Annotated in this window: 29 protein-coding genes and 1 pseudogene; 8 read left to right on the top strand and 22 right to left on the bottom strand. The window is 67.0% G+C overall.

Annotated features, from left to right (window positions below):
- Positions 1–54 precede the first annotated feature (54 nt).
- Complete coding sequence (locus ACOOHP_RS09995; protein ID WP_420466275.1) at positions 55–462, top strand: hypothetical protein; 408 nt, start codon at positions 55–57, stop codon at positions 460–462.
- Between the two features lie 151 nt (positions 463–613).
- Here ACOOHP_RS09995 and ACOOHP_RS09990 read toward each other — a convergent pair whose 3' ends face one another.
- The 17 genes from ACOOHP_RS09990 to ACOOHP_RS09910 all read right to left on the bottom strand — a co-directional run bounded on the left by ACOOHP_RS09990 (position 614) and on the right by ACOOHP_RS09910 (position 14,337).
- Positions 614–1,024 (bottom strand): hypothetical protein, encoded by a 411-nt coding sequence (locus tag ACOOHP_RS09990; RefSeq protein WP_420466274.1) that lies wholly within the window; start codon positions 1,022–1,024, stop codon positions 614–616.
- 57 nt (positions 1,025–1,081) lie between these two features.
- Positions 1,082–1,381 (bottom strand): hypothetical protein, encoded by a 300-nt coding sequence (locus ACOOHP_RS09985; protein WP_420466273.1) that lies wholly within the window; start codon positions 1,379–1,381, stop codon positions 1,082–1,084.
- A 95-nt stretch (positions 1,382–1,476) separates the two neighbouring features.
- Complete coding sequence (locus ACOOHP_RS09980; protein ID WP_420466272.1) at positions 1,477–1,866, bottom strand: hypothetical protein; 390 nt, start codon at positions 1,864–1,866, stop codon at positions 1,477–1,479.
- Between the two features lie 205 nt (positions 1,867–2,071).
- A complete protein-coding gene (locus ACOOHP_RS09975) occupies positions 2,072–2,698 on the bottom strand; it encodes a hypothetical protein (RefSeq protein WP_420466271.1) in 627 nt (208 codons plus the stop codon).
- A gap of 53 nt (positions 2,699–2,751) precedes the next feature.
- Positions 2,752–3,039: a hypothetical protein gene (locus ACOOHP_RS09970; protein WP_420466270.1), complete on the bottom strand. Its 288-nt coding sequence runs from the start codon at positions 3,037–3,039 to the stop codon at positions 2,752–2,754.
- A 13-nt stretch (positions 3,040–3,052) separates the two neighbouring features.
- On the bottom strand, positions 3,053–3,337 hold the full coding sequence (locus ACOOHP_RS09965) for a hypothetical protein (protein ID WP_420466269.1): 285 nt from the start codon (positions 3,335–3,337) through the stop codon (positions 3,053–3,055).
- A 10-nt stretch (positions 3,338–3,347) separates the two neighbouring features.
- Positions 3,348–4,451, bottom strand: coding sequence for a rhodanese-like domain-containing protein (locus ACOOHP_RS09960; RefSeq protein ID WP_420466268.1), 1,104 nt, complete (start codon positions 4,449–4,451; stop codon positions 3,348–3,350).
- Entirely contained in the window at positions 4,448–4,915 is a 468-nt protein-coding gene (locus tag ACOOHP_RS09955; protein WP_420466267.1) for a DUF411 domain-containing protein, read from the bottom strand. The genes ACOOHP_RS09960 and ACOOHP_RS09955 overlap by 4 nt, the downstream gene beginning before the upstream one ends.
- A complete protein-coding gene (locus ACOOHP_RS09950) occupies positions 4,912–5,838 on the bottom strand; it encodes a cation diffusion facilitator family transporter (protein WP_420466266.1) in 927 nt (308 codons plus the stop codon). Before ACOOHP_RS09950 ends, ACOOHP_RS09955 begins: the two co-directional genes overlap by 4 nt.
- The gene (locus tag ACOOHP_RS09945; protein ID WP_420466265.1) at positions 5,835–7,022 is read right to left on the bottom strand and encodes a fatty acid desaturase family protein; all 1,188 of its coding nucleotides are present in this window, start codon (positions 7,020–7,022) and stop codon (positions 5,835–5,837) included. The genes ACOOHP_RS09950 and ACOOHP_RS09945 overlap by 4 nt, the downstream gene beginning before the upstream one ends.
- Positions 7,019–10,153: an efflux RND transporter permease subunit gene (locus ACOOHP_RS09940; protein WP_420466264.1), complete on the bottom strand. Its 3,135-nt coding sequence runs from the start codon at positions 10,151–10,153 to the stop codon at positions 7,019–7,021. Before ACOOHP_RS09940 ends, ACOOHP_RS09945 begins: the two co-directional genes overlap by 4 nt.
- Positions 10,154–10,191: 38 nt before the next feature.
- The gene (locus tag ACOOHP_RS09935) at positions 10,192–11,238 is read right to left on the bottom strand and encodes an efflux RND transporter periplasmic adaptor subunit (RefSeq protein WP_420466263.1); all 1,047 of its coding nucleotides are present in this window, start codon (positions 11,236–11,238) and stop codon (positions 10,192–10,194) included.
- A 10-nt stretch (positions 11,239–11,248) separates the two neighbouring features.
- Positions 11,249–12,505: a TolC family protein gene (locus tag ACOOHP_RS09930; RefSeq protein ID WP_420466262.1), complete on the bottom strand. Its 1,257-nt coding sequence runs from the start codon at positions 12,503–12,505 to the stop codon at positions 11,249–11,251.
- 78 nt (positions 12,506–12,583) lie between these two features.
- Positions 12,584–12,958 (bottom strand): hypothetical protein, encoded by a 375-nt coding sequence (locus tag ACOOHP_RS09925; protein ID WP_420466261.1) that lies wholly within the window; start codon positions 12,956–12,958, stop codon positions 12,584–12,586.
- A gap of 29 nt (positions 12,959–12,987) precedes the next feature.
- On the bottom strand, positions 12,988–13,464 hold the full coding sequence (locus ACOOHP_RS09920) for a hypothetical protein (protein ID WP_420466260.1): 477 nt from the start codon (positions 13,462–13,464) through the stop codon (positions 12,988–12,990).
- A complete protein-coding gene (locus ACOOHP_RS09915; protein ID WP_420466259.1) occupies positions 13,461–13,709 on the bottom strand; it encodes a hypothetical protein in 249 nt (82 codons plus the stop codon). Before ACOOHP_RS09915 ends, ACOOHP_RS09920 begins: the two co-directional genes overlap by 4 nt.
- Complete coding sequence (locus ACOOHP_RS09910; protein ID WP_420466258.1) at positions 13,696–14,337, bottom strand: cation transporter; 642 nt, start codon at positions 14,335–14,337, stop codon at positions 13,696–13,698. The genes ACOOHP_RS09915 and ACOOHP_RS09910 overlap by 14 nt, the downstream gene beginning before the upstream one ends.
- A 74-nt stretch (positions 14,338–14,411) precedes the next feature.
- Between ACOOHP_RS09910 and cadR the strand changes: the two genes are divergently transcribed.
- Together cadR and ACOOHP_RS09900 are read left to right on the top strand one after the other, a co-directional pair.
- Positions 14,412–14,870: a Cd(II)/Pb(II)-responsive transcriptional regulator gene (cadR, locus tag ACOOHP_RS09905; protein WP_420466257.1), complete on the top strand. Its 459-nt coding sequence runs from the start codon at positions 14,412–14,414 to the stop codon at positions 14,868–14,870.
- A gap of 1 nt (position 14,871) precedes the next feature.
- On the top strand, positions 14,872–15,201 hold the full coding sequence (locus ACOOHP_RS09900) for a YnfA family protein (RefSeq protein ID WP_420466256.1): 330 nt from the start codon (positions 14,872–14,874) through the stop codon (positions 15,199–15,201).
- A gap of 470 nt (positions 15,202–15,671) precedes the next feature.
- Here the strand turns inward: ACOOHP_RS09900 and ACOOHP_RS09895 are convergent, their stop codons facing one another.
- From ACOOHP_RS09895 to ACOOHP_RS09885, 3 genes are read right to left on the bottom strand one after another with little or no spacing between them, the layout of a single operon-like run.
- Positions 15,672–15,911 (bottom strand): type II toxin-antitoxin system prevent-host-death family antitoxin, encoded by a 240-nt coding sequence (locus tag ACOOHP_RS09895; protein ID WP_420466255.1) that lies wholly within the window; start codon positions 15,909–15,911, stop codon positions 15,672–15,674.
- 2 nt (positions 15,912–15,913) lie between these two features.
- The gene (locus tag ACOOHP_RS09890) at positions 15,914–16,261 is read right to left on the bottom strand and encodes a hypothetical protein (protein ID WP_040455237.1); all 348 of its coding nucleotides are present in this window, start codon (positions 16,259–16,261) and stop codon (positions 15,914–15,916) included.
- Positions 16,258–16,608: a hypothetical protein gene (locus ACOOHP_RS09885; protein WP_050997791.1), complete on the bottom strand. Its 351-nt coding sequence runs from the start codon at positions 16,606–16,608 to the stop codon at positions 16,258–16,260. Before ACOOHP_RS09885 ends, ACOOHP_RS09890 begins: the two co-directional genes overlap by 4 nt.
- A gap of 128 nt (positions 16,609–16,736) precedes the next feature.
- On the opposite strand from ACOOHP_RS09885, the gene ACOOHP_RS09880 reads away from it, so the two are divergent.
- The gene (locus ACOOHP_RS09880; protein ID WP_157534810.1) at positions 16,737–17,027 is read left to right on the top strand and encodes a DUF411 domain-containing protein; all 291 of its coding nucleotides are present in this window, start codon (positions 16,737–16,739) and stop codon (positions 17,025–17,027) included.
- Here ACOOHP_RS09880 and ACOOHP_RS09875 read toward each other — a convergent pair.
- Complete coding sequence (locus ACOOHP_RS09875) at positions 16,969–17,139, bottom strand: hypothetical protein (RefSeq protein WP_420466995.1); 171 nt, start codon at positions 17,137–17,139, stop codon at positions 16,969–16,971. The genes ACOOHP_RS09880 and ACOOHP_RS09875 overlap by 59 nt on opposite strands.
- A 156-nt stretch (positions 17,140–17,295) precedes the next feature.
- On the bottom strand, positions 17,296–17,562 hold the full coding sequence (locus tag ACOOHP_RS09870) for a metal/formaldehyde-sensitive transcriptional repressor (RefSeq protein ID WP_420466254.1): 267 nt from the start codon (positions 17,560–17,562) through the stop codon (positions 17,296–17,298).
- 56 nt (positions 17,563–17,618) lie between these two features.
- Between ACOOHP_RS09870 and dmeF the strand changes: the two are divergent.
- The 4 genes and pseudogenes from dmeF to ACOOHP_RS09850 all read left to right on the top strand — a co-directional run bounded on the left by dmeF (position 17,619) and on the right by ACOOHP_RS09850 (position 21,583).
- Positions 17,619–18,543, top strand: a pseudogene (gene dmeF, locus ACOOHP_RS09865) (CDF family Co(II)/Ni(II) efflux transporter DmeF).
- The gene (locus ACOOHP_RS09860) at positions 18,500–19,009 is read left to right on the top strand and encodes a hypothetical protein (protein ID WP_157534809.1); all 510 of its coding nucleotides are present in this window, start codon (positions 18,500–18,502) and stop codon (positions 19,007–19,009) included. Before dmeF ends, ACOOHP_RS09860 begins: the two are co-directional and overlap by 44 nt.
- Positions 19,010–19,067: 58 nt before the next feature.
- Positions 19,068–20,327: a TolC family protein gene (locus tag ACOOHP_RS09855; RefSeq protein ID WP_157534808.1), complete on the top strand. Its 1,260-nt coding sequence runs from the start codon at positions 19,068–19,070 to the stop codon at positions 20,325–20,327.
- Positions 20,324–21,583 carry an efflux RND transporter periplasmic adaptor subunit gene (locus ACOOHP_RS09850; RefSeq protein ID WP_007187079.1) on the top strand — a complete coding sequence of 420 codons (1,260 nt, stop codon included), beginning with the start codon at positions 20,324–20,326 and terminating at the stop codon, positions 21,581–21,583. Before ACOOHP_RS09855 ends, ACOOHP_RS09850 begins: the two co-directional genes overlap by 4 nt.
- The last annotated feature ends 6 nt before the right edge of the window (positions 21,584–21,589 follow it).

Genomic DNA, 21,589 nt, shown 5'->3' with positions numbered 1-21,589 from the left:
ATCGAAGGCACCATGCACGCCGTGACCACGAGGCAACAGCTCGCAGTCTTCCTGATGGCTCTTTCGCTGGTCAGCTTTCCGCTGCACTGGATCTGGGAATGGGTGCAGTGCAAGCCCTTCTTCGTTCACGGCCTCTCTCCGCCCACCTCCGCCGCCATGCTCAGGGCAACGCTGGGAGATGTGCTGCTGACGCTGCTGGCCTACGGCGCAGTGTCCACGCTGCACGGCGCGTCATGGCCGCTCCGGCCGTGGTCGCCGGGGGTGTGGCTGATACTGCTGGGGATGGCGCTGGTGATGAGCGTCGGCTTCGAGATCTATGCGCTGAACACCGGGCGTTGGGCTTACACCGATGCCGCTCCGCGACTGCCCGGCACTTCGATTTCCGCACTGCCGGTGGCACAGCTCCTCATTCTGTTTCCGCTGAGCTTCTTCCTGGCCAGGCGGTTCACCAGGCGCAAGTAACCCGAAATCCTGGCCCGGACTTTGACCTGAAACAACGATTCGATGGGAAGCGGAAACACCGAACCTCGAATCGCCGTCTGCCGGAACGCTGTGCAATGAACAGCGCCCCTCCGGCGGGTATCGACCCGCCGGAGGGGCGCAAGGCTTCACATTACTTGCAGGACTCGACTGCGGGGCGGTCGATCAGATACGGCGTCTTGTAGAACTTCAGCGCCTCGGCCGATCCCGGTTCGGGCCAGCGCTTGCCGCCCTCACTGTCCTGCGCGACGGCTGTCGTCTTGTGCATGAGGTACGGCGTCTTCCACATCATCACCGCCTCGGCCGAGCCGGGTTCGGGGAAGTGGCGGGGCGTCGAGTCGACCGCCGCAGGCGATCTGTACAGCCAGGGGAACTTGGCCATCTTCCAGGCTTCGTGCGAACCCGTCGCCGGGAGGTGAGTGCCGCTCGACTCGGACGGAGGATCGCAGTTGCGGTCGGCGGCAAAGCTCAGCGACGGAGCCGCAAGGACGAGGACGGCCGCGGTGCGGAAGGCGAAACGACGGAAGGTATGAATCGTAGACATGGGGTATCTCCAATGGGGTTCAGGAGACCAGCGGGGAATCCGCGGTCTCGACAGGGATTACTTCAGGAAAGCACTGCCGTGCGGGCCGTAGGCCATCAGCCCTTGCGCGGCGGGCGACACGGAGGCCGTCTCGCCCGGCGTGCGGCAACTGGCGCTCGGTACCGCGCTGCTGCGCGGACCGGGCGTGTAGGCGATGGCGTCGCCGGTGCCGCGGCACTCCGTCGCGGTGCTTTGCGGCACCGGTTCGATGAGCGCCGAAGCGTGGCGGGGGCCGTGGGCCTGGGCGGTGGCGGTCAGACCGAGGGAGACGACAAGCAGCAGGCGTGCGAAAGCACGCGATGAACGAGGGGTAGACATGGCAAACCTCACATTTCGACAGGAATGAATCGCGCCGACGGGTGTCGTGCGCGGGAGTCACTCGAGGCCGATGGCCTCGATCGAAACGCGGCTTGCTACAGCCTCAATCTCTGCGTGCGCAGGTAGGTATCGGTCCCGTTGAGACCGTGATCGCGCGAGGCATCCCAGACTGCTTGGTGGGAAGCCGGCGCCACGAACAGCGCGAACAGCGTCGGCAGCGGCTGGGGTTTGAAGTCGGGAAGCTGGGACGGCTCGTGAACGGCACCGACCTGATCGCCCGGGCCGTCGGCAACATCCACCACCTGCTGGCAGCAGCCCGCGCCGGACCGCGACTCATGGCACGTCGAGGTTCGCAGTTCCGGGTCGCAGCAGCATTGCTTCACGACAACCGGCGCGCCGCCCATCATCGCGCACGAATACGCCACGCCCGCCTGGGCGGTCAGGTTCGTGAGGATGAAGAAGAGGACGAGGAGGCGGCGCAACATGGGGAGGATGATCGTTCGGAAAGCTCGTGCGGTCTGTGTCAGGAGAGACCGTTTTCCGGTCTCTTCGTTCGGGGATTCGTGCGACGGAATGAATCGTAAACGCTGGACCCGGGTCCAGAGTCAAGCGATTTCGACCGCACGCAGCCGGTTCGCTGCGTGGACCCCGAAGGCGCGTCAGCGACTGCCTGCCGATGGCCTTGCCGCGCTAGATCGACGCTCCCGATCTCGTCCGCAGCGTCGCGCAGCATTTCGTCTGCGACGGACCATGCAGGCCCGGTGCCTCGGAATGCTCGCCATTCTCCACGAACAGCTCGTCGAAATAGCCGCTGACGGTGACGCTGATGGTCACGGGTGCATCGCCGGGATTACGCCAGTACCAGCCGTGGGTGCCGTCGAACGGCGCAACGAAGTGGCCGAAGCCGTCCTGCGTCGTTTCCGCTTCGTGGAAGCTGGTGAAGGCATCGGACTCGTCGTCGCGCTCGACACCATGAAGGTCAACGCTCACCGCTCCGCCGCGACTGATCCAGGCGAACACGAATGCATCGCCCGCGCCCATTGAGGCCAGGATTTCCGCGCCCTCGCCGGGCGCCAGCGTCACGCTCAGGCCCTGGGTGCTGAAGGGCGCGTCGTGAACGGTGAGCGGCCCGTCGCGGGTCGAAGGCGCTGGCGAGGTTGCGGTGTCGGTTTGCGCCCAGCGGGAAGCCAGGCGCTTGATCCGCGCCTCCTGGCTGGCGATCAAGGCCAGCGTCGCCAGAACCAGTGCCAGCGCGAGCAGCAGCGTCTTGAGTCGGGAGCGCGGCTCGGGCGCGCGCGGCGCTTGCGGATCATTCATGGTGTCGGAAGGCCGGGTGAATACAGGGAAGGTGCCGAACGCAGCCTCGCATCTCAGTGCCCCACATCGACGTTTCCACCGCCGCTGGATCGGCGCGGCACGTTGCGGTGTTCGCGCTCCAGGACGAGAACGATCGAGTCGTACTCCGCCGGCTCCAGGTCGCCGCTGTCGTCGTCGTCGCCGGAGTCGAAGAGGTCGGCGACCTTGGGCGACTGGCTGACCTCGACGCGATCGATGCGGCCGTCCTGATTGGCGTCCAGATCGCGGAAGCTGCGCAGGCCGCCGCAGGCGCTCAGCAGGCCCAGCAGCGCGAGGAGGGAAATCGTTTTCGAGGTATGCATCGGTCTGCTCCTGTCAGTGTGAATGTGCGGCGCTGCCGCCGTGATCGCCGCCTTCGCCATGCGCGGCCTTCCAGCCGGCGATGAGCTGTTCGGCGACGGCGAATTCGGTGGCGTCGAGCACGCCGTTGCGGTCGCCGTCGGCGCTGCTGAACACGGCCCCCAGCTCTTCGGAACCGGCGGCTTCGGCCTGGCTGACGCGGCCGTCGCCGTTGTCGTCGGCGCGGCTGAACGCGCTCAGGTTCGCGCAACCCGACAGCGCGGCGATGGACAGGGCCAGGAGGGGAATGAGGAGCTTCATGTACGTCCTGCTAATCGTGGGTGGAAGAAGTGGAATTCGCGGCCGCGATGTCGGCCGGGTCCGGAAGGGACAGGAACACCGGCAGGCTCTGCTCGGCGTTGCGCACATGCAGGCGGTTGGGCATGCGCTTGAAGCGCGTGCCCAGCTCGGGCGCGGTCTCGGCACCGAGCTTGAGCACGCGCGCAGTGACAACGATGCCGCCGGGCGGTGCCTGCTTGAGAATGCGCAGCGCGGTGGGCACGCAGGGTCCGATCAGGCAGCGCAGGCCGGGTGCGTCGGCGCCGACATGACCCAGGGTCAGCGGCGCGCTGTCCAGCGCGAGGCGCACCAGCGGCACGCTGTCGTCAGCGCTGCGCGCAAGGCACAGCTCGCGCCGGATCGCGAAGGCCGCGCGCAGTGCGCTGCCGCAGTCGGCGAAGTAGAGCGTGGTGCCGTCGCCCTCGAAGTCGTGCAGCTCGGCGCGATGACGAGACGCCGCGGACGCGATGCACAGCATCAGGCGCTGCACCTGCGCGAGTGCCGCTTCGCCGCGCCACGAAGCTGCGATGGTCTCGATCACGCCGACGCGCAGCACCGCGACCTCGCGCAGCAGAGGCAGGCTCAGGCTGCGCAGGAAATCGGCGGCGGGAGTGTTCGACCGGGCGCGGTACCTGGGCTTGAGCCGGCGCAGCGGCGTCCAGTGCAGCGCCTCGCAGTTGCGCGCGCCGAAGCGCATCTGGAATAGCGGCAGGTTCGCCGCCTGCCATGCTGCGAGTCCGCCTTCGAGTCGCCATAGGTTCCGGTAGCCCGCGGTGGCCAGCCACTGCGCGACCCGCGCGCTGTCCGTGTCGTGCTCGTCGTTGCCGTAGAGCGCGATCTCGATGCTGCGCTCCACGTCCGGCAGGTCGGGGCCCTCGATCTTGAGAATCACCGGAATCGCACCGAGGATTCCGCAAGGCTGCTGCGACAGGCTGTCCGGCCTGCGCACGTCGAGCAGCAGCAGGGGTTCGGGCTGACGCAGACGGTGTCGCAGGGCCTGCGGCGACAGCGCGAGTACCGGCCTTGCCTCGCGCTCGCCGGGCGATGCGGGCGTTTCAGGGTCCTTCGCCGCGCAATGAACGGGGTCGGCGGTCACGGCCAGGCTGCCCTCGATCCGTCCTGTTGCAGCAGCTCGAAACGCGGGTCCTGCGGATCGGCGCTGCGCACCTGCATCAGCGCCACCGCGCGCGGCCGTTCCTTCGCCAGGCGCCGCAGCAGCGCGCCCGGCACGTGGCCGTCGAGCACGTAACCGAGGAACCGACCCGGATGGCAGCCGGTGGCCGCGGCAGGCACCTGCCAGTGACGACGAGTGGAAGACAGGTCCAGCAGATCGAAGTCGCGAACCGTGAATCCGTCCCGCCGCAGCGTCTCCATCCAGTCGCGCGCGCAGGGACAGCCGTGCGTCCATACCACCTCGACCTGCTGCTCCGGCGGCAGCGGGAACCATCGATCCCAGCTCAGCAGCAGCGCGGCCACGGCAGCGAAGCCCAGCGCGACCATGCCGATCAGCAGCAGCGGCCTACGCAGCGAGCGCGGCGGCGCCTGCGGTGCTCGCTTCACGGCTTGGCGGCCCCCGCATGCGCGTCGTCCGCATCGTCCTCGAAACACACCTCGATGCCACAGGGCTCGTACTCGCACTGCAAGGTCGAGTGATGGATGTCGAAAGTCTTCGCCAGGCGGCCGCGCATCTGCGCGAGAAACGGCGTCAGCTCGGTGCGCGGCTGCACCCGCACATGCGCGCTCAGGCTGAGCTGCCCGCTGCCGATGCTCCACAGGTGCAGGTCGTGGATGTCGAGCACGTCCTCGTCGGCGCGCAGCAGCGTCTCCACCGCCGCAACATCGATGCGCGCGGGCGTGCTTTCCATCAGCACGTCCACGCTATCGCGCAGCAGGGTCCAGGTGCGCGGTAGCACCCACAGCGCGATGGCCACCGCGATCAGCGGATCGACCCAGGTCCATCCGGTGAAGCGGATCAGCAGCGCGCCCGCGATCACGCCCAGCGAGCCGAGCATGTCGCTCCACACTTCCAGGTAGGCGCCGCGCACGTTGAGGCTCGTGTCCTTGCCGCCGGCGAGCAGGCGCATCGAGATCAGGTTCACCGCCAGCCCGAGCGTGGCGATGCCGAGCATCGCCAGCGACTGCACCTCCACCGGCTGGCGCAGGCGCTCGATGGCCTCGTAGAAGATGTAGCCCGCCACCGCAAACAGCATCGCTGCGTTGAAGGCGGCGGCGAGTATCTCCACCCGCGCATGACCGAACGTGTGCCGCGCGTCGCGCGGACGGCGACCGACGCGCATCGCGAACAGCGCGATTGCGAGCGCGGCGGTGTCGGTGAGCATGTGCGCAGCGTCCGAGATCAGCGCCAGGCTGCCGGTGATGAGCCCGCCCGCGACCTCGGCCAGCATGAAGCTGCCGGTGAGCGCGAACGCGATCCACATCGCGCGCTCGCTGACCGAGCGGCCGTGCGCGTGCGCGGCACTCACGCGGCGCGCTCCCGCGCGGCGCGATGAGCCGCCACCGTCATCAGCCGGCGACCGTCCGCATCCCACAGCAGGTAGTCGAGCGACGGCAGGATGTCGCGCAGCCGTAGCCGATGCACGCCCGCGAACAGCGCCGCGTGCTCCGCGTGGCAAGCCGGCAGCCGGTAGCTGGGAATGCGCGCGCTGAGGTGATGGACGTGGTGGTAGCCGATGTTTGCCGTGCACCAGTTCAACCAGCCCGGCAACACCAGGAAGCTGCTGCCGTAGAGCGCCGCCTCGTCGTAGTCCCACTCGTGATCGTCGCCCGCGTAGCTGGGCTCGAAGTTGTGCTGCACCGTGAACAGCACCAAGCCCGCCGCGCCCGCCAGCGCCGTGCCGAGCAGGTAGAGGCCGAAGAACAGCGCCGCTCCCAGCCACAGGCTCATGAGCACCCACAGCGCCAGCAGCACGAGGTTGTTGAGCGTCATGTGCCGGTACTCGGCCGCCGTCTTCCAGCGGCGCGTGCGGAACTGCGCCGCCAGCGTGCGCAGCGCCACGTCCGGCTGCGCGACCTTCTCGCGCCGAAGATGCGCAAGCAGGTCCCGCGTGCCGCGCAGCCAGTTCAGCCGCGGCTGCCCGATCAGGTACATCAGCCCTGCCAGCGGCGCGAGCGCCGGATGCCGCGAGCGCACATACGCGCGCTGCTGCCGTGGCGTCAGCGCGTCGAACTCCTGCACCGACAGGATGGCCAGCGGACCGCGATAGCGCGACCAGTTGCCGTTGGTGCAGTGGTGGTAGTGATGATGCTGCGACCACACGTACTGCGGCATGCCCGAGATCACGCCGAACACGAAGCCGAACGCGCGATTGAGCCGCGCGGTGCGGAACAGGCTGCCGTGGCCGCAGTCGTGCAGCAGCGCAAAGCAGCGCAGCAGCAGCAGGCTCATCGGCAGCGCCAGCAGCAACGCGACGGCGCCATGCGCGCTGCCGATCCATGCGGCGGCGTACCAGAGTGCGCCCATCGGCAGCAGCGTGCTGCTCACGGCGAGCGCGCCGCGCACATCGCTGGCTCGCGCGTAGCTCTGCACCAGAGCGCGCTTGTGCAGCTTGAGCTGCTCGAGCAAGGCGGCAGGGTCGGAGGCCGCCGCAGGGATCGGCCCGATCCGCTGCGGCAGCATCTGCTCCTTCGAAAATGCCGCGGCGCTCATGCGATCTGTTCCTGCGTCGTTGGCTTCGGCTCCGCCTCGCGCCGATGCGCCATGCGGAACAGGCCCGGCAGGACCAGCAGGGTGAGCAGGGTGGAGGACACGATGCCGCCGATCACCACGGTGGCCAGTGGACGCTGCACCTCGGCGCCGGTGCCGACGTTGAGCGCCATCGGAACGAAGCCCAGGCTCGCAACCAGCGCGGTCATCAGCACCGGGCGCAGGCGCGTCAACGCGCCTTCGATGATGGCGTCGTCCAGTCCCTTGCCGTCTTCCAGCAGGGTGCGGATGAAGCTCACCATGACTAGGCCGTTGAGCACCGCGACACCCGACAGCGCGATGAAGCCCACGCCGGCGCTGATCGACAGCGGGATGTCGCGCAGCCACAGCGCGAGCACGCCACCGGTCAGCGCGAGCGGCACGCCGCTGAAGATCACCAGCGCATCGCGTACCGAACCGAAGGCGAGGCTCAGCAGGCCGAGAATCAGCGCCAGCGTCACCGGCACCACGATGGACAGGCGCTTGCTCGCCGACTGCAACTGCTCGAACGTGCCGCCGTAGTCCAGCCAGTAGCCCGGTGGCACCTTCACCGCTTCGATGGCGGTTTGCGCGTCAGCCACGAAGCTGCCGAGATCGCGGCCGCGCACGTTGGCGGTGACGACGATGCGGCGCTTGCCGTCTTCGCGGCTGACCTGGTTGGGACCGGGTGCGATGTCCAGGCTCGCCACTTCCAGCAGCGGCACCTGGCCGCCGCCGGGAAGCGGGATCGGCAGGCGCTCCAGCGCGCGCAGATCGTCGCGCCGCGCCTCGGGCAGGCGCACCACGATCGCGTAGCGCGCATCGCCTTCGAACACCGAACCGACCTCGCGTCCGCCGAGTGCGGTGGCGACCACCGACTGCACCTCGGACAGCGTCAGGCCGTAGCGCGCCAGCGCCTCTCGGCGCGGCAGCACCGACAGGACCGGCAGGCCGGTGACCTGTTCGACCTTGACGTCGGCCGCGCCGTCCACGCCGCGCACGGCCTGGGCGAGCTGGTTGCCGGTGCGCAGCATCAGGTCCAGATCGTCGCCGTAGAGCTTCACCGCGAAATCCGAGCGCACGCCGGAGATCAGTTCGTTGAAGCGCAACTGGATTGGCTGGCTCATCTCGTAGGCATTACCCGGCAACTGTTCCAGCGCCTCCTGCATCTCGTCGGCCAGCGTGGACTTGAGCTTGTTCGGATCGGGCCACTGCTCCTGCGGCTTGAGCATCACGTAGCCGTCGGAGATGTTCTGCGGCATCGGGTCGGTGGCGACCTCGGCGGTGCCGGTGCGCGCGAACGCGGTGTGCACCTCCGGGAACTGCAACAGGCGCAGCTCGATCTGCTTCTGGAATTCCACCGACTGGGTCAGGCCCGTGGCAGGAATGCGCAGCGCCTGCACCGCGATGTCGCCTTCATTGAGGCTGGGCACGAACTCGCTGCCCAGGCGCGTGGCGAGCCAGCCGCAGGCCAGCACCAGCACCACCGCGCCGACCAGGAACGCCAAGCGCGCGCGCAGCGCCAGCCGCAGCAGCGGCTCGTAGCCACGCCGCGCGGCGGACAGGATCACGTTGTGCTTTTCCTTTACCGGGCCGCGGAACAGCAGCGCGACGCCCGCCGGCACGAAGGTGACGGACAGGAACAGCGCGGCTGCCAGCGCCATCACCACCGTCTGCGCCATCGGGTGGAACATCTTTCCCTCGACGCCTTCGAGCGCAAAGATCGGCAGGTACACCGCGGTGATGATGAACACCCCGAACAGGCTCGGCCGGATCACCTCGGCGGTGGAGTCGTACACCGTCTCCATGCGTTCCTTGAGCGTCAGGGTGCCGCGCTCCGCGCTCTGCTCCGAGAGCCGCCGCAGGCAGTTCTCCACGATGATGACCGCGCCATCCACGATCAGGCCGAAGTCCAGCGCACCCAGGCTCATCAGGTTGGCGGAGACCTCGGTCTCCACCATGCCGGTGATGGTCATGAGCATGGCCAGCGGGATCACCATCGCGGTGAGCAGCGCCGCGCGCAGATTGCCCAGCAGCAGGAACAGGATCACCACGACCAGCAGCGCGCCTTCGACCAGGTTCTTCTGCACCGTCGCGATGGCCTTGTCGACCAGCACCGTGCGGTCGTAGGCGGTCACCGCCTGCACACCCTCCGGCAGCGAGGCATTGACCTTGAGCAGTTGCGCGGCCACCGCCTTGGCCACTGTGCGACTGTTCTCGCCGACCAACATCACGGCGGTACCGAGCACGGTCTCGTGACCGTCGCGCGTCGCCGCGCCGGTGCGCAGTTCCTTGCCCAGCCCGACCTCGGCGATATCGGCGATGGTGATCGGCAGGCCCTCGCGCGAGGCCACGACCAGGCGGCGCAGATCCTCGATGCCGGCGAGCTGGCCGGGAATGCGCACCAGCAACTGCTCCTTGTTGCGTTCCAGGTATCCGGCGCCCTGGTTGGCATTGTTGCGCTCCACGGCTTGCGCCACGTCCTCGAACGTCAGGCCGTAGGCGAGCAGGCGCGCGGGGTCAGGCTGCACGTGGAACTGCTTGGCGAAGCCGCCGATGGAGTTCACCTCGGTGACCCCCGGCACCTGCAGCAACTGCGGCCGGATCACCCAGTCCTGCAGGCTGCGCAGCGCGGTGGCGTCGTAGGGTCTGCCATCCGGCTGCCGCGCCTTGGGATCGGCCTCCACGGAGTAGAGAAAGATTTCGCCGAGGCCGGTCGCTATGGGTCCCATCGCCGGTTCCACGTCGTCGGGCAGTCGGCTGCGGGCCTGCTGCAGGCGCTCGTTGACCAGATTGCGCGCGAAGTACAGATCGGTGCCTTCCTCGAACACCACCGTCACCTGCGACAGCCCGTAGCGCGACAGCGAGCGCCGGTACTCCAGTCCCGGCAGGCCGGTGATGGCGGTCTCGATCGGCACCGTGATGCGCTGCTCGACCTCCAGCGGCGTGTAGCCCGCCGCCTGGGTATTGATCTGCACCTGGACGTTGGTGATGTCCGGCACCGCGTCGATCGGCAGGCGCTGGTAGTTGTAGATGCCCAGCGCGGTGAGCGCGAGCATCAGCGTCATCACCACGCCGCTGCGGGCGATGGCGAAGCGCAGCAGGGATTCAAGCATGGGAAGTGTCTCCGGCGAAGGCGGTGGGGATGCGCGGCTCAGTGCTCATGCTCGGCCTCGCCTTTGCCGAGTTCCGCCTTGAGCACGAAACTGCCTTCGCCCACCACCGCATCTCCGGCCTGCAAGCCTTCGAGAATTTCCACCACGCGGCCGTCGCTGCGGCCGGTCTTCACCACGCGCGGTTCGAGACCGTCGGCGTCATCCACGAAGACCGAGGTGCCACCTTCCAGCTCCTGCAAGGCGGCCGCCGGCACCGCCAGCGCGACGCTCGATTCGCCGATGCCCACCTGCGCCTGCACGTACAGGCCTGGCGACCAGCGGCCGTCGTCGTTGGCCAGCTGCACGCGCGCGGTGAGGCTCTGCGTGGCGCCGCTCGACAGCGGCGACACGAACACGATGCGGCCCTCGCCGACAGGTCCGCCATCGGCGGTCTGCACGCGCACGCTCTGGCCGGTCTGCACGCGGCCGCGGTCGCGCGGGAACAGCGCCAGCTCCACCCAGACCGTGGACAGGTCGGCCACCGTGAACAGCGGCTGGCCCTCGGCCTGCTCGCCGGGATTGGTGAATCGCTCGGTGATCACGCCCGCCTGCGGGCTGCTGACGATATAGACCTGCAGGCTCTCGTTGCTCTCCACCGTGGCCAGCGGCTGGCCCTGTTTCACGCTGTCGCCGATCTTCACGCTGACGCTGCGCACCACGCCGGGGAAACGCGCGGTGACGCTGCGCACGCGCTCGGCGTTGGGCTTTACCACGCCGTACAGCGGCAAGGTCTCGACCAGGGTCGCCGGGCCTGCAGGAGCGATCACGAGGCCCGCCGCCTTGCGTGCCTCGGGCGTGAGCGTCAGCGCTTCGCCATGCCCACCTTTCTCATGGCCGCCCGCTTCGGCGGTTTTGCCCGGCTCGTGGCGGTCGCCCTCGCGGTGACCCTCCTTTTCGTCGTGCGGCTCGGCCTCGGTATGGCCCTTGGCATCGTCGTGGGCATGGCCCTTCTCGTCTGTGTGGGCGGGGGTCTCGGGCTTGCCGCACGCGGACAGCGCGAGCGCAAATGTGAACAGCAGTGCAGCAGGGAAGGTCTTGGTCGTCATGGTGGATTCCTCAGCGGCTCGCGGCGGTGCCGGTGAGCCGTTCGATTTCGATCAGGGTCAGGTGGTAGGAGGTGGCGGCCTCGATCAGGCCGTTGCGCACCGCGAGCAGCTCGCGCTGTGCGTCCACCAGTTCGAGATAGCTGTAGCGGCCGCGCTCGTAGGCGTACTCGGTGTTCTTCAGCGCGGCTTCCATGCGCGGCAGCGCGCGCTCGCGCAGCGCGGTCACCTGCTGGCGCTGGTCGAGCAGCTCGCGGTGATTGCGGAACAGTTGCGCGCGGGCCTTGATCAGCGCCGCACCGCGCTGCGCCTCCGCGCCGTTCCTGAGCGCCTGCGCCGCGGCAAGGGTTCCCTGGTTGCGGTCGGAAAACGGCAGCGGAATACCGAGCGAGAACACCAGCGCGGTGTCGTCGTTCTCTTCCAGCCGGCGCACACCGGCGCCCACTTCGATGCCCGGCCGGCGACCGGCCAGCGCCAGGGTGATTTCGGATTCGCGCAGGCGCGCCTCGGTGAGATAGCGGCCCAGGTCGGGCGTGCGTTCCAGGGCGGCGAGCAGCTCGGGATACGCAGCCACTTCCGGCAACTGGTAGAGGTCGGCAGCAGCGTCGGTGAAGTCCGGCGCACTCGCGCCCCAGGTCGCGGCCAGGTCCGAGCGCGCCGCGAGCAGCTCGTGTTCGGCGTGGGCATCGGCGATGCGCGCACGCTCCAGCGCGACCGCCGCACGATCCAGCTCGGCTTCCGGCGACTTCGCAGCTTCCACGCGCCGCTTCACCGCCACGGCGGTCTTGTCAGCGAGCTCCACTGCCCGATGCGTGAGGCGATGCTGCTCCTGCTGGCCCACCAGCGAGACGAAGCGCCGCGCGGTTTCGGCGAGCACGTCGAGTCGCGCGACGTGGCCTTGCACGTCCAACCCTTCGCGCTCGAGCTGCGCACTGGCCACGCGCTTGTCGCGCAGGCCGCCGAGTTCGATCAGTTGCGACAGGCCGAGCGTGAATTCCGCCGCATCCAGACCTTTCGTGTCGCCGCTGCCGAGGACGTTTTCGAGATCGACATTCAGACGCGGGTTGGGCCGCAACCCCGCTTGCGTGATGCGGCCGTCCTGCGCCTTGAGCACGTACTGGTAGGCGGCGAGGTCGGGATTTGACTGCAAGGTGCGCGAGAGGGCCTCGCGCAGGGTCAGCGGTGCGTCTGCGGCGGGCGCGGCGGTGACGATGCCGAGCGCCAGCGCGGCCGCGAGCGCGACGCGCCCGGTGGCAGTGAATCGGTACATGGGAACTCCCGTACAGCATGAATCCGTGTGGCAACCCGCAAGGGTCGCGGAGGCCCCGGGCACGGGGCCAGGGGCGGATCAGGCGAGGGAGTTCGAGGGCGGACCGCGCAGCGGCGGTGCGAAATGAGAGGGTCTTGTTTCGTGCGCGTCGGGCGGTCCGCGCGGCACGCGGACGGTGAGCCAGCCGGACGAGGCGACGGTGCTCAGATCCCCCGCGACGGCAAGCGCGGGATCGTCACCGCCCAGATCGAGCGCGAACTTTGCGCCGGAGACGGCAGCCGACAGCTCCAGTTCCAGATGATCGGCGTCATCGTCGACGTGGAATTCGCCGAACAGGAAACCGGCATCGGCATAGTGCGGGGCCTCGTGTTCGTGGCCGGCGCTGTCGAGACCGGCACAGGCGTGCGCGTGCAAGCCGAGCAGCCTCGTGAGCACGAGGCCGAGGCACAGCATCCAGATCGCAGTTTGACGCGGCATTCCTGTCAGCTTAGCACCGAGACAAACGGCGGCAGCGCGCCGCGCTCCGCAAGACGCCGCCAGCGACGCTGCCGGTGCGCGTAGAACAGCCGCGCAAACAGCCATACAAACGGCGTGCGCCAGCCCGCCTCGACCTCGACCCGATCGGTGTAGCGCGTGCCGCTCCCGAGCGGCTCGATGGTGATGAGATGATCCCAGCGCCGAATCTGCCGGCTGCGACCGTTGTCGCGCAACGCAAAGCGACCGGGCGCCGTGGGCGGCAGCGAGATGTCGATGACCTGCTCGCCCAGCGGCAACAGACCGAACAGCGTCATCCGCACCGGGAACGCACCCGGACTCCAGCACGCGGGCCAGCCGCCCGGCGCGACCGGCTCGAAACGCACGAGCGGTGCGGCGACGTGACGTAGTAGCGCGGGCGTCATCACCGCGGCGATGCAGTCGTCGGTCGTCGCTCGCAGCGTGGTACTCAGTTCGACGATCACGAAGCCTGCTCCCATGCGGGCGAAAGCCGCTTGATCCACACGCTGCCGATGATCTGGATGGCGATCAGGCTCAGATGCGCCCCCATGAACAGCGCCGCCGGAAGCGCGACCCAGGGCGGGATGCACAGCACCGCAGAAGAGGTCACTTCCGCAAAGCTGATGTGACGCTTCGCCAGACGATGATGCAGCAGGTGCAGGGTCTGCACGACCAGCAGCGCGGCGTAGGTGATTTCAGGCGTGAGCACGGCGTCCCTCCGAAGTGGGTGCAAGTTCAGAACGGGCCTGCGTGATGACCTGTCGCGCGGCGCTCAATCCCAGCAGGCCCATGCCGGCGGCGACCATCAGGTCCGGCCAGGCGGTGCCGGTGCCGAGCACGCCGAGCGCGGCGAGCATTACCGCCGCGTTGCCGATGGCATCGTTGCGCGAGCACAGCCAGACCGAGCGCATGTTGGCGTCTCCCTCGCGCCAGGCGTAGAGCAGGGCGGCGACGCCCACATTCGCAACCAGCGCCAGCGCGCCGACTGCGCCCATCGTGCCGGCGTCTGGCACCACGCCGTGCAGCGCGTTCCAGCCCGCTTGGCCGAGCACGTAGAGGCCGTAGCCGCCCATCGTCAGGCCCTTGAGCAGCGCTGTGCGGGCGCGTACGGCCAGTCCCATCGACAGCACGAACAGCGACACCGCGTAGTTCGCCGCGTCGCCGAAGAAGTCCACCGCGTCGGCCAGCAGCGCGGCGGAGCCTGCGCCCCAGCCAGCCGCCAGCTCCACACCGAACATGGCGAGGTTCACAACCAGCGCGATCCACAGCACCCGTCGGTAGCGGGGTGTCACCGAGGTTGTTTTTGTGCAGCTGGACTCACAGCAGTCGGCGGCCATCGCAGGCTCCAGGATTCGATGGCGCACATTGAACAGCCTGTAGTAGCTTCAGGGTCAAGCTCCGGAGCCCCACCATGCCCAAGACCTATCGCATCGGCGAACTGGCGAACGATCTGTCCGTCGCCATCGAAACCATCCGCTACTACGAAAAGGAAGGCCTGCTGCCGCAGCCCGCGCGCAGCGAGGGCAACTACCGGCTCTATGCCGAGTCCGAACGCCAGCGCCTGGAGTTCATCCTGCACTGTCGTGCACTCGATATGACGCACCAGGAGATTCGGCAGCTCCTCGGCCTGCGCGATGCCCCCGACCAGGGCTGCGCCGAGGTGAACGCCGTGCTCGACGCGCACATCGGGCACGTCGCCGAACGCCTTCGCGCGCTGCGCCGGCTGCAAGTCGAGCTCAAGGCGATCCGCGCCCGCTGCGAAGTGCCGAGCACGGCGAAGAACTGCGGCATCCTGCGCGAACTGGCGGCCTCGAAGGGCGCGCGCAGGCCACGATCCGCCAACGTGCATTCAGCCCGGCGGGGCGGCTGAGGTGTGCTGGGTCATCACCCTGGGCTTATTCGTATTGACCGCGATCGCCGAGATCGTCGGCTGCTATTTGGTCCTGCTCTGGGCGCGACGAGATGCAGGAGCCTGGGTGCTGATCGGCGCGATCATCGCCTTAGCTGCTTTCGCCTGGCTCTTGAGCCGGCATCCGGCCGAGTCCGGGCGTGTCTACGCAGCCTACGGCGGTGTGTACACCTGTACCGCGCTGGCTTGGCTGCGGATTGTGGATCGAGTCACACCCACCGTGATCGACATCGCCGGAGTTGCAACGATTGCCGTCGGCTGTGGGATTTTGATCGCGGGTTCCCTGCGCTGAAGTTGCAGTCAACGGTCGCCGAGCTTTCGACTGCCAGTCTCTAGTGATGGCTCTCAGATGTGCCTCGGATGAATCGCGCGGGAGGAAGGGATCAAATTGCGGTTCAGCAGACGGGCGATTTTCAGGCGACGCACAGCGGACGGTCGCGTAGAGCCGCTTTTGGCACTACTCGGAAAGTCGCTTCGGCTGGCTCCTCGGAAAAGCCGAGGCGTGAGCATCCAGTAAGCGGGCGGTCGAGGGGACAATCCTGTCGCTACTGCGTCAAGCGGCAAGCAAGGGCGGTGCATTTTGACCCGGCCAGCGCTGGTGCAGTTTGGGTGGCCGCCAGGGCGCCGGAATCCAGCGTGACGATAAGGCGACGTCGTCGCCGGTCGAAGTAGGCGTCGGTTGCGCGCAAGACCAGGCCGCGTCGAGCTGCGCGACGTTCCGCCAGTCGATAGGCCCGGATCGAGATCTTCAGCATTGATGAGCTATCGGCGCCGCTTGGCCGTTCTCCCCTTGCGGGAGACGGGTGGCACAGGGGCACGGGGCTGGTTGGCCCGCGCGGCCGCAGCCGTCAGGCGACGATAGCGGGCGACGCTCATCATGACGCCGATCGGAATGCCCCGCCGGCAGATCAGGATGTCCGCACGGCGCGACAAGGCCAGATAGTGCCCCCAGCGGCGCCGCATCTGGGTCACGGATACCGTGACCAGCCTCCGCCGCGGCATGGTCAGTGTCCGCGCCGCCGCAATGCGGCTGCGATGAGGCGTTCCGATTGTTCGGCCCAGAGGGCTTCCGAAAGCTCGTTTGCCAGTATCTGGTCCGAAACGTCAATGCCATACACCCGCTCCTCCATGTGAGGAACCAGCAGGGCGGAGGGAGCGGCCTTCCCCAGGCGCAAATCTCCGACCCTGGCAACCACGGCAATCTCCCTCGTGAGCGGCAGTCCGAATATGGACCACATGACCTCGGGGTATTCCTTGTCGGTCGTACCGTCGACGTAGTCGATGACTTGCCCACGGACGAGGGCCTCGATGACCCGGCTGGCCACCTCCTCGGGAGATTCGGGCGTGGTCATCCTGCGGTCCCCTGTCTGCGTCGGTAGGCTTTGGATTCACGGAACGTGGGCGCATGAGTGCTGAGAAACACCCTCATGGATTCCCGATATCGCAGTGCGTTTGCCGGCAACTCCAGTTCGAGTTCTTGCGCAATGGCAATCGCGTACTTGATCTGAGGGCCCGTCGGGGGGATGAGGTGAGCATCCAGAGCCGCAGAGAGCGTATCAGCCGCGCGCCTGGCAAGTTCCGGGGGATCCATTTCCGCCCCGTCTGCCAAACTGATAATGCGATAGAGACGTTCCTCGACGTGCGCCTCGAACGGCAGCACGAGAGAGAAATCGAAGTCTCCATAAACCAGTCGGAACACCGGGCAGCCCTCAGTCCTGTCGTGAACTCAAGAAGCACGACCTAAAGGGCCGTGCCGCTCTCGCAAATTCGGACTGTCCGCTGGGCGTCGAGAGATCAGCATCGAAGTCCCAAGGGTACGTCGTCACGATGTACGAGCCCGAAACACTAAAGACCATCCGGGGGGCCTTGAAGACCCCGCCATCACTTCGGGGATGCCACGTGGGACGGTACATGGAGTATTTCGTCGAGGGTCATGTGCCGGCCGAAGCACTGGACTTGCTGGCACGCCAGCACCCTGCCGGGCTTGGCGTAGCGGTAGATTCGACAGCAGCTCAGCATGAGCCTCTGTCATCGTCTCATCTCGGCGAGAAACCAGGGGTCATTCTTTACGACCAAAACGGAAATGCCCGGATTTGGTGGAGTGGGCTCGGCGCTTGACTTTCGTTTCCGAAAGAGTCGGCTGATCGGAAGAGGCGAGGGCGACCTTGCGTGTGCTTTCATAAACCACAGCCGAGAGGACGGCCGTTCGGTCGGCGGCGATGCCTGCCATGCAGCCTCGATCATTGATTCCAGAGACATGGGGCACAGGAAGGCCGCTAACACCTCGCGCCGCTGGCATGCTGCCGTCGCAGTGAAGTAGGGCAGTTGTAAGCTCCAACCAGATGGTCATCCACTAAGGGCCAAAAAGCTGTCAGCCCTTACTGCGCTACTTCATATACGAACGAAAGATTTTGATCAGGTCGTCCAGCTCGTCGGCGTGGCCGCCGTCCGCCGGCACCAAGTGGGTGCGCAGATGACCCTCGATGACTTCCATCATGAGTCCGTTGATGCCACCGCGCACCGCTGCGATCTGCTGCAGCACGGCGCTACATTCCGAGCCTTCCTCCAACGCCAGCTCCAAACTCTTGAGCTGCCCCTGAATACGCCGAACGCGGTTCAGGAGCGGCTTTTTGTTCTCGGTGGTATGCGCCATGGATTGTCGTCCTGTATACTGGGGGTGAGTATATTGAAACTGCAGGTCCAGGCCAAATGTCGACGCACTCCCATACGTTCAACGAGGGGAACCCTCTGGCGGAGACCCGCACGCGCTGGGCGGTAGCACTGACCTCGCTGATGATGGTGGTCGAGATCACCGGCGGTTGGATCTACAATTCGATGGCGTTGCTGGCCGATGTGGTGGCACATGAGTTCCCACGCTCTTGCACTCGGTCTGGCAGCACTGGCCTATTCTTTGGCCCGCCGCCTCGCCAACGACCATCGCTTTGCATTTGGCACCTGGAAAATCGAGATTCTGGGCGGCTTTACCAGTGCGCTGCTGCTCCTGCTCGTGGCCTTCTCAATGGCCTATCAATCGATCGAGCGCCTGTACTCACCAACTCCGATTCTTTACGACCAGGCGATCGTCATCGCCTTCGTTGGCCTGGCGGTCAATCTGGTCTGCGCAAAGCTCCTGCATGCCGGCGGGCATCAGCCACATGGGCATGATCACGCGCACGATCATGGCCATGGCCATGGCCACAACCATGGCGCGCCAGATCTCAATCTCAGATCCGCCTATCTTCATGTCGTGGCGGACGCGATGACTTCGGTTCTGGCCATCGTGGCGCTTTTTGGGGGAAAGCTATGGGGGGCTGATTGGCTCGACCCAACGATGGGCATCGTCGGGGCGGTGCTGGTCGGCATCTGGGCGGTGGGCCTGCTGAAGTCCACGACCCGCGTGCTTCTCGATGCGGAGATGGATGCGCCCGTGATCGAGGAAATCCGCGAGGTGATTGCCCAAAGCCCGGTCAAGGCGTCGATCTCCGATCTGCATGTCTGGCGCGTGGCCACGGGCAAGTACGCCTGCATCCTGCGGCTTTCGGTCGCGGGTCATGCGACGGCCGAGGACTTCCATCGGCAACTCGCGGTGCATGAAGAACTGGTCCACGTCACGGTCGAGATCGCCGCAGCGTGAGGACAGCCATGCCCGGCTCTTACTTTATCGGTGGTTCCTGGCCTGCCGCAGTCCAGGCTGCTGGCGCCACCCGATCGATATCGACTATTGTCTACTGATGTTCGCGCGCCTCGTCCCCATCCTGCTGTCGCTTTGCCTGCTGGCGGGCCTTAGTGGTTTTGGCCCGCATGTGCATTGGCATACGCACGGGCATGATGAGGTGCACAGCTACGTTGTTTCTGCGCTGGATATCGACCATGCCCAGGCTCACGCTGAAGGCAGTCAGGATGACGACAGCAACAAGCTGGGTACCCGCGTTTCTCTGGATCATCCGCCGGTGGGGCCAGTACCCAGTGCCGCTCTGTCCATCGACGTCGATGGGGTTCCCGGCCTGTTGCCCCTGCTCGCGGATCAGCGTGTAACAGGGCCACCCCGGTTCCTGATGCCTCCAAGCCAAGCTCCTCCCCAGGCTTTCTCGACCGTTTAGCGCGCCGCGCCCTCTGAAGGACGCGGCGTACATCCGCGTTCCTGGAAGAGGACTTCCCGTGTACCTTTCCGTTGTCTGGCGTCCTGCCGCTCTTGCGGCAGCGCTCATGCTTGTCGCGCCCGTTCGGGCAGCCGAGCCTCTCACTTTGCGCGACGCCCTGCAGCGAGCAGAAGCTTCGCATCCCGACCTGCGAGGATTTGACGCCGAGCGCTCAGGCGCCGCCGTCCGCCGCAGCTTGGCGCAGCAATCGCCCACGCCAGAGGTCAGCGTCCTCCTGGAGGATGTCTTCGGCAACGGAGCCCGCAGCGGCCTCGATGGCGCCCAGTGGACCCTGAGCTTTTCCCAGGCCCTGGAGCTGGGCGACCAGCGCTCCAGCCGTCTTGGCGCGGCCGACTCCCGGGCCGTGGCCCTGACGGCCGACCAGGAAGTGCGCCGCCGCGACGCCTTGGCGGAGGTTGCCCAGCGCTTCTACGAGGCCGCCGCCGACGGCGAGTGTCTACGTCTAGCCGAAGAGAAGGTCGAACTGGCCCGCAAAAGCCTGGCGGCAGCAGACGCTCGAGTGAGGTCTGCTCGCGCCCCTGTGGCCGAGCGTGCACGTGCCCAGGCCGCTCTTTCCCAGGCGGTTTTGGAACGGGAGCACGCCGAGCACGAGGAAATGAGCGCCCGGGTCGCGTTGGCGGTCTCGATGGGCTCTCCCGAGCCGGACTTTGGCGAACTCAAAGCGCCCTTGTTCGACCTGCCCCCGCTGCGTCCGCTGCCGGAGTTGCGTCAACGCCTGAAGCAGAGCCCGTCGGCTCGGGCTCGTCTGGCCGAAGCCGCCGCGCTGGATGCCGAACGCCGTGCTGCGCTGGCTGCTGCCGGCTTGCGGCCGACCTTCACCGGCGGCGCGCGCCGCTATGAGGACGGCAACGATGTCGCAGCCGTCGTCGGCTTTAGCCTGCCGCTACTCGCGGGACGTCGGGCCAGGGACGAGGCCGCCCTCATCTCCGCCCGCCAGGAACAGACCCAGGCCGAAAGCCAGGCTGCCCTGCTTCGCGCTGAAGAGGAGTTGTTCGAGCGCTACCAGGAACTCGGCCATGCCAAGGAAGCCCTGCGCTTGCTCGACACCGAGGTTCTACCTGCACGCCAGGAGGCACTCAAGCAGACCCAGTACGCCTACGACCGTGGCCGTTATGGCTACCTCGAACTGTCGCTGGTGCTCCAGGAGCTTGCCGACGCCCGTCGCGCCCGCCTGGACACTGCTGTCCGCTATCACTCTCTGCTCGCCGAACTCGAACGCATTACCGGCGACCGTCTCATCGAAGGAAACACCCCATGAATCGCCAAACGACCTGCATCCTGATCGCGCTCGGCCTGGTGCTGGGAGCCTGCAACCCGAAGTCTGCCGAACCCGCCGCCGAGCACGGTGGCGAAACGGCCGCATCAGCGGAGTACGAACGAGGCCCCAACCGCGGCCGCATGCTGCGTGACGGCGACTTCGCCCTCGAACTCCAGATCTTCGAGGACGGCGTGCCGCCCGAGTACCACGTCTACCTGTACCGGAACGGCAAGCTTCTTCCGCCGACCGCGGCCAAGGTGGTCGTCGAACTCAACCGGCTGGGCAACAAGCAGAACCGCTTCACCTTCGCGCCGAAGGACAGCTACCTGATCGGCAGCGGCACGGTCACCGAGCCCCATTCCTTCAGCGTCGTGGTGACGGCAGAGGAGGGTGGTAAGACCCATCGCTGGGCCTTCGACAACTTCGAAGGCCGTACCACTATTTCGGCCAAGAACGCCCAGGATGCGGGCGTCCGGACCGAAGCCGCCGGTCCCGCAACGATCGCGGAGGTACTGAAGCTCACGGGTCGTGTGGTTCCCAATGCCGAGCATGTGCGGGCCGTCACCGCACGCTTCCCCGGCACGATCCAGAAGGTGTCCAAGTCGGTCGGCGATACCGTACAGGCGGGTGACCGGCTGGCGGTGGTCGAGAGCAACGACAGCCTGCAGAGCTACAACGTGACCTCGCCGATTTCCGGCGTCGTGCTGGAGCGCGATGCCAACCCCGGCGAATTTGCCGGAAACGGTCCGCTGTTCGTGATCGCTGACTTCACCAAGCTCTGGGTCGAACTATCGGTCTTCCCGCGCGACCTCGCGAAGCTCCGCGTCGGCCAGCCCGTGACCCTTTCCAGTGTCGACCGCGGGGACGTCCAGGCTTCCGGCCAGATCGTCCGTATCGCCCCGGCCGAGGGAGCCGGTCGCGGCACCCTGAGCGGCGTCTACACCGCGCGAGTCGCGCTGGACAATGGCTCTGGCCAATGGACACCCGGCCTCTTCGCTCGCGGCGAGGTGCGCATTGGTGCGGCCGAGGTGCCCCTGGCAGTGAAGCGCAGCGGGCTACAGGCCTTCCGTGACTTCACGGTCGTCTTCGAGCTGATCGGAGAGACTTACGAAGTGCGCATGCTGGAGCTCGGTCGACAGGACGGTAACTACGTGGAAGTCCTCGGGGGCATCGAGCCGGGCGCCCGGTACGTTTCCGAGAACAGCTATCTGATCAAGGCCGATGTCGATAAATCCGGCGCCAGCCACGACCACTGAGATTGA

Origin of the sequence: Panacagrimonas sp. (assembly GCF_965216805.1) — a bacterium.
Taxonomy (GTDB): Bacteria; Pseudomonadota; Gammaproteobacteria; order Nevskiales; family Nevskiaceae; genus Panacagrimonas.
This window is presented reverse-complemented; position numbering and strand designations above follow the sequence as displayed.

What these genes read in the sequence shown, in the direction of transcription:
- ACOOHP_RS09995 (WP_420466275.1), top strand. Translation starts at nt 55, where the DNA reads ATGGCTCTTTCGCTGGTCAGCTTTCCGCTGCACTGGATCTGGGAATGG.
- ACOOHP_RS09990 (WP_420466274.1), bottom strand. Translation starts at nt 1,024, where the DNA reads ATGTCTACGATTCATACCTTCCGTCGTTTCGCCTTCCGCACCGCGGCC.
- ACOOHP_RS09985 (WP_420466273.1), bottom strand. Translation starts at nt 1,381, where the DNA reads ATGTCTACCCCTCGTTCATCGCGTGCTTTCGCACGCCTGCTGCTTGTC.
- ACOOHP_RS09980 (WP_420466272.1), bottom strand. Translation starts at nt 1,866, where the DNA reads ATGTTGCGCCGCCTCCTCGTCCTCTTCTTCATCCTCACGAACCTGACC.
- ACOOHP_RS09975 (WP_420466271.1), bottom strand. Translation starts at nt 2,698, where the DNA reads ATGAATGATCCGCAAGCGCCGCGCGCGCCCGAGCCGCGCTCCCGACTC.
- ACOOHP_RS09970 (WP_420466270.1), bottom strand. Translation starts at nt 3,039, where the DNA reads ATGCATACCTCGAAAACGATTTCCCTCCTCGCGCTGCTGGGCCTGCTG.
- ACOOHP_RS09965 (WP_420466269.1), bottom strand. Translation starts at nt 3,337, where the DNA reads ATGAAGCTCCTCATTCCCCTCCTGGCCCTGTCCATCGCCGCGCTGTCG.
- ACOOHP_RS09945 (WP_420466265.1), bottom strand. Translation starts at nt 7,022, where the DNA reads ATGAGCGCCGCGGCATTTTCGAAGGAGCAGATGCTGCCGCAGCGGATC.
- ACOOHP_RS09940 (WP_420466264.1), bottom strand. Translation starts at nt 10,153, where the DNA reads ATGCTTGAATCCCTGCTGCGCTTCGCCATCGCCCGCAGCGGCGTGGTG.
- ACOOHP_RS09935 (WP_420466263.1), bottom strand. Translation starts at nt 11,238, where the DNA reads ATGACGACCAAGACCTTCCCTGCTGCACTGCTGTTCACATTTGCGCTC.
- ACOOHP_RS09930 (WP_420466262.1), bottom strand. Translation starts at nt 12,505, where the DNA reads ATGTACCGATTCACTGCCACCGGGCGCGTCGCGCTCGCGGCCGCGCTG.
- ACOOHP_RS09925 (WP_420466261.1), bottom strand. Translation starts at nt 12,958, where the DNA reads ATGCTGTGCCTCGGCCTCGTGCTCACGAGGCTGCTCGGCTTGCACGCG.
- ACOOHP_RS09910 (WP_420466258.1), bottom strand. Translation starts at nt 14,337, where the DNA reads ATGGCCGCCGACTGCTGTGAGTCCAGCTGCACAAAAACAACCTCGGTG.
- cadR (WP_420466257.1), top strand. Translation starts at nt 14,412, where the DNA reads ATGCCCAAGACCTATCGCATCGGCGAACTGGCGAACGATCTGTCCGTC.
- ACOOHP_RS09895 (WP_420466255.1), bottom strand. Translation starts at nt 15,911, where the DNA reads ATGCCGCGGCGGAGGCTGGTCACGGTATCCGTGACCCAGATGCGGCGC.
- ACOOHP_RS09890 (WP_040455237.1), bottom strand. Translation starts at nt 16,261, where the DNA reads ATGACCACGCCCGAATCTCCCGAGGAGGTGGCCAGCCGGGTCATCGAG.
- ACOOHP_RS09880 (WP_157534810.1), top strand. Translation starts at nt 16,737, where the DNA reads ATGTACGAGCCCGAAACACTAAAGACCATCCGGGGGGCCTTGAAGACC.
- ACOOHP_RS09875 (WP_420466995.1), bottom strand. Translation starts at nt 17,139, where the DNA reads ATGGCAGGCATCGCCGCCGACCGAACGGCCGTCCTCTCGGCTGTGGTT.
- ACOOHP_RS09870 (WP_420466254.1), bottom strand. Translation starts at nt 17,562, where the DNA reads ATGGCGCATACCACCGAGAACAAAAAGCCGCTCCTGAACCGCGTTCGG.
- ACOOHP_RS09860 (WP_157534809.1), top strand. Translation starts at nt 18,500, where the DNA reads ATGAAGAACTGGTCCACGTCACGGTCGAGATCGCCGCAGCGTGAGGAC.
- ACOOHP_RS09850 (WP_007187079.1), top strand. Translation starts at nt 20,324, where the DNA reads ATGAATCGCCAAACGACCTGCATCCTGATCGCGCTCGGCCTGGTGCTG.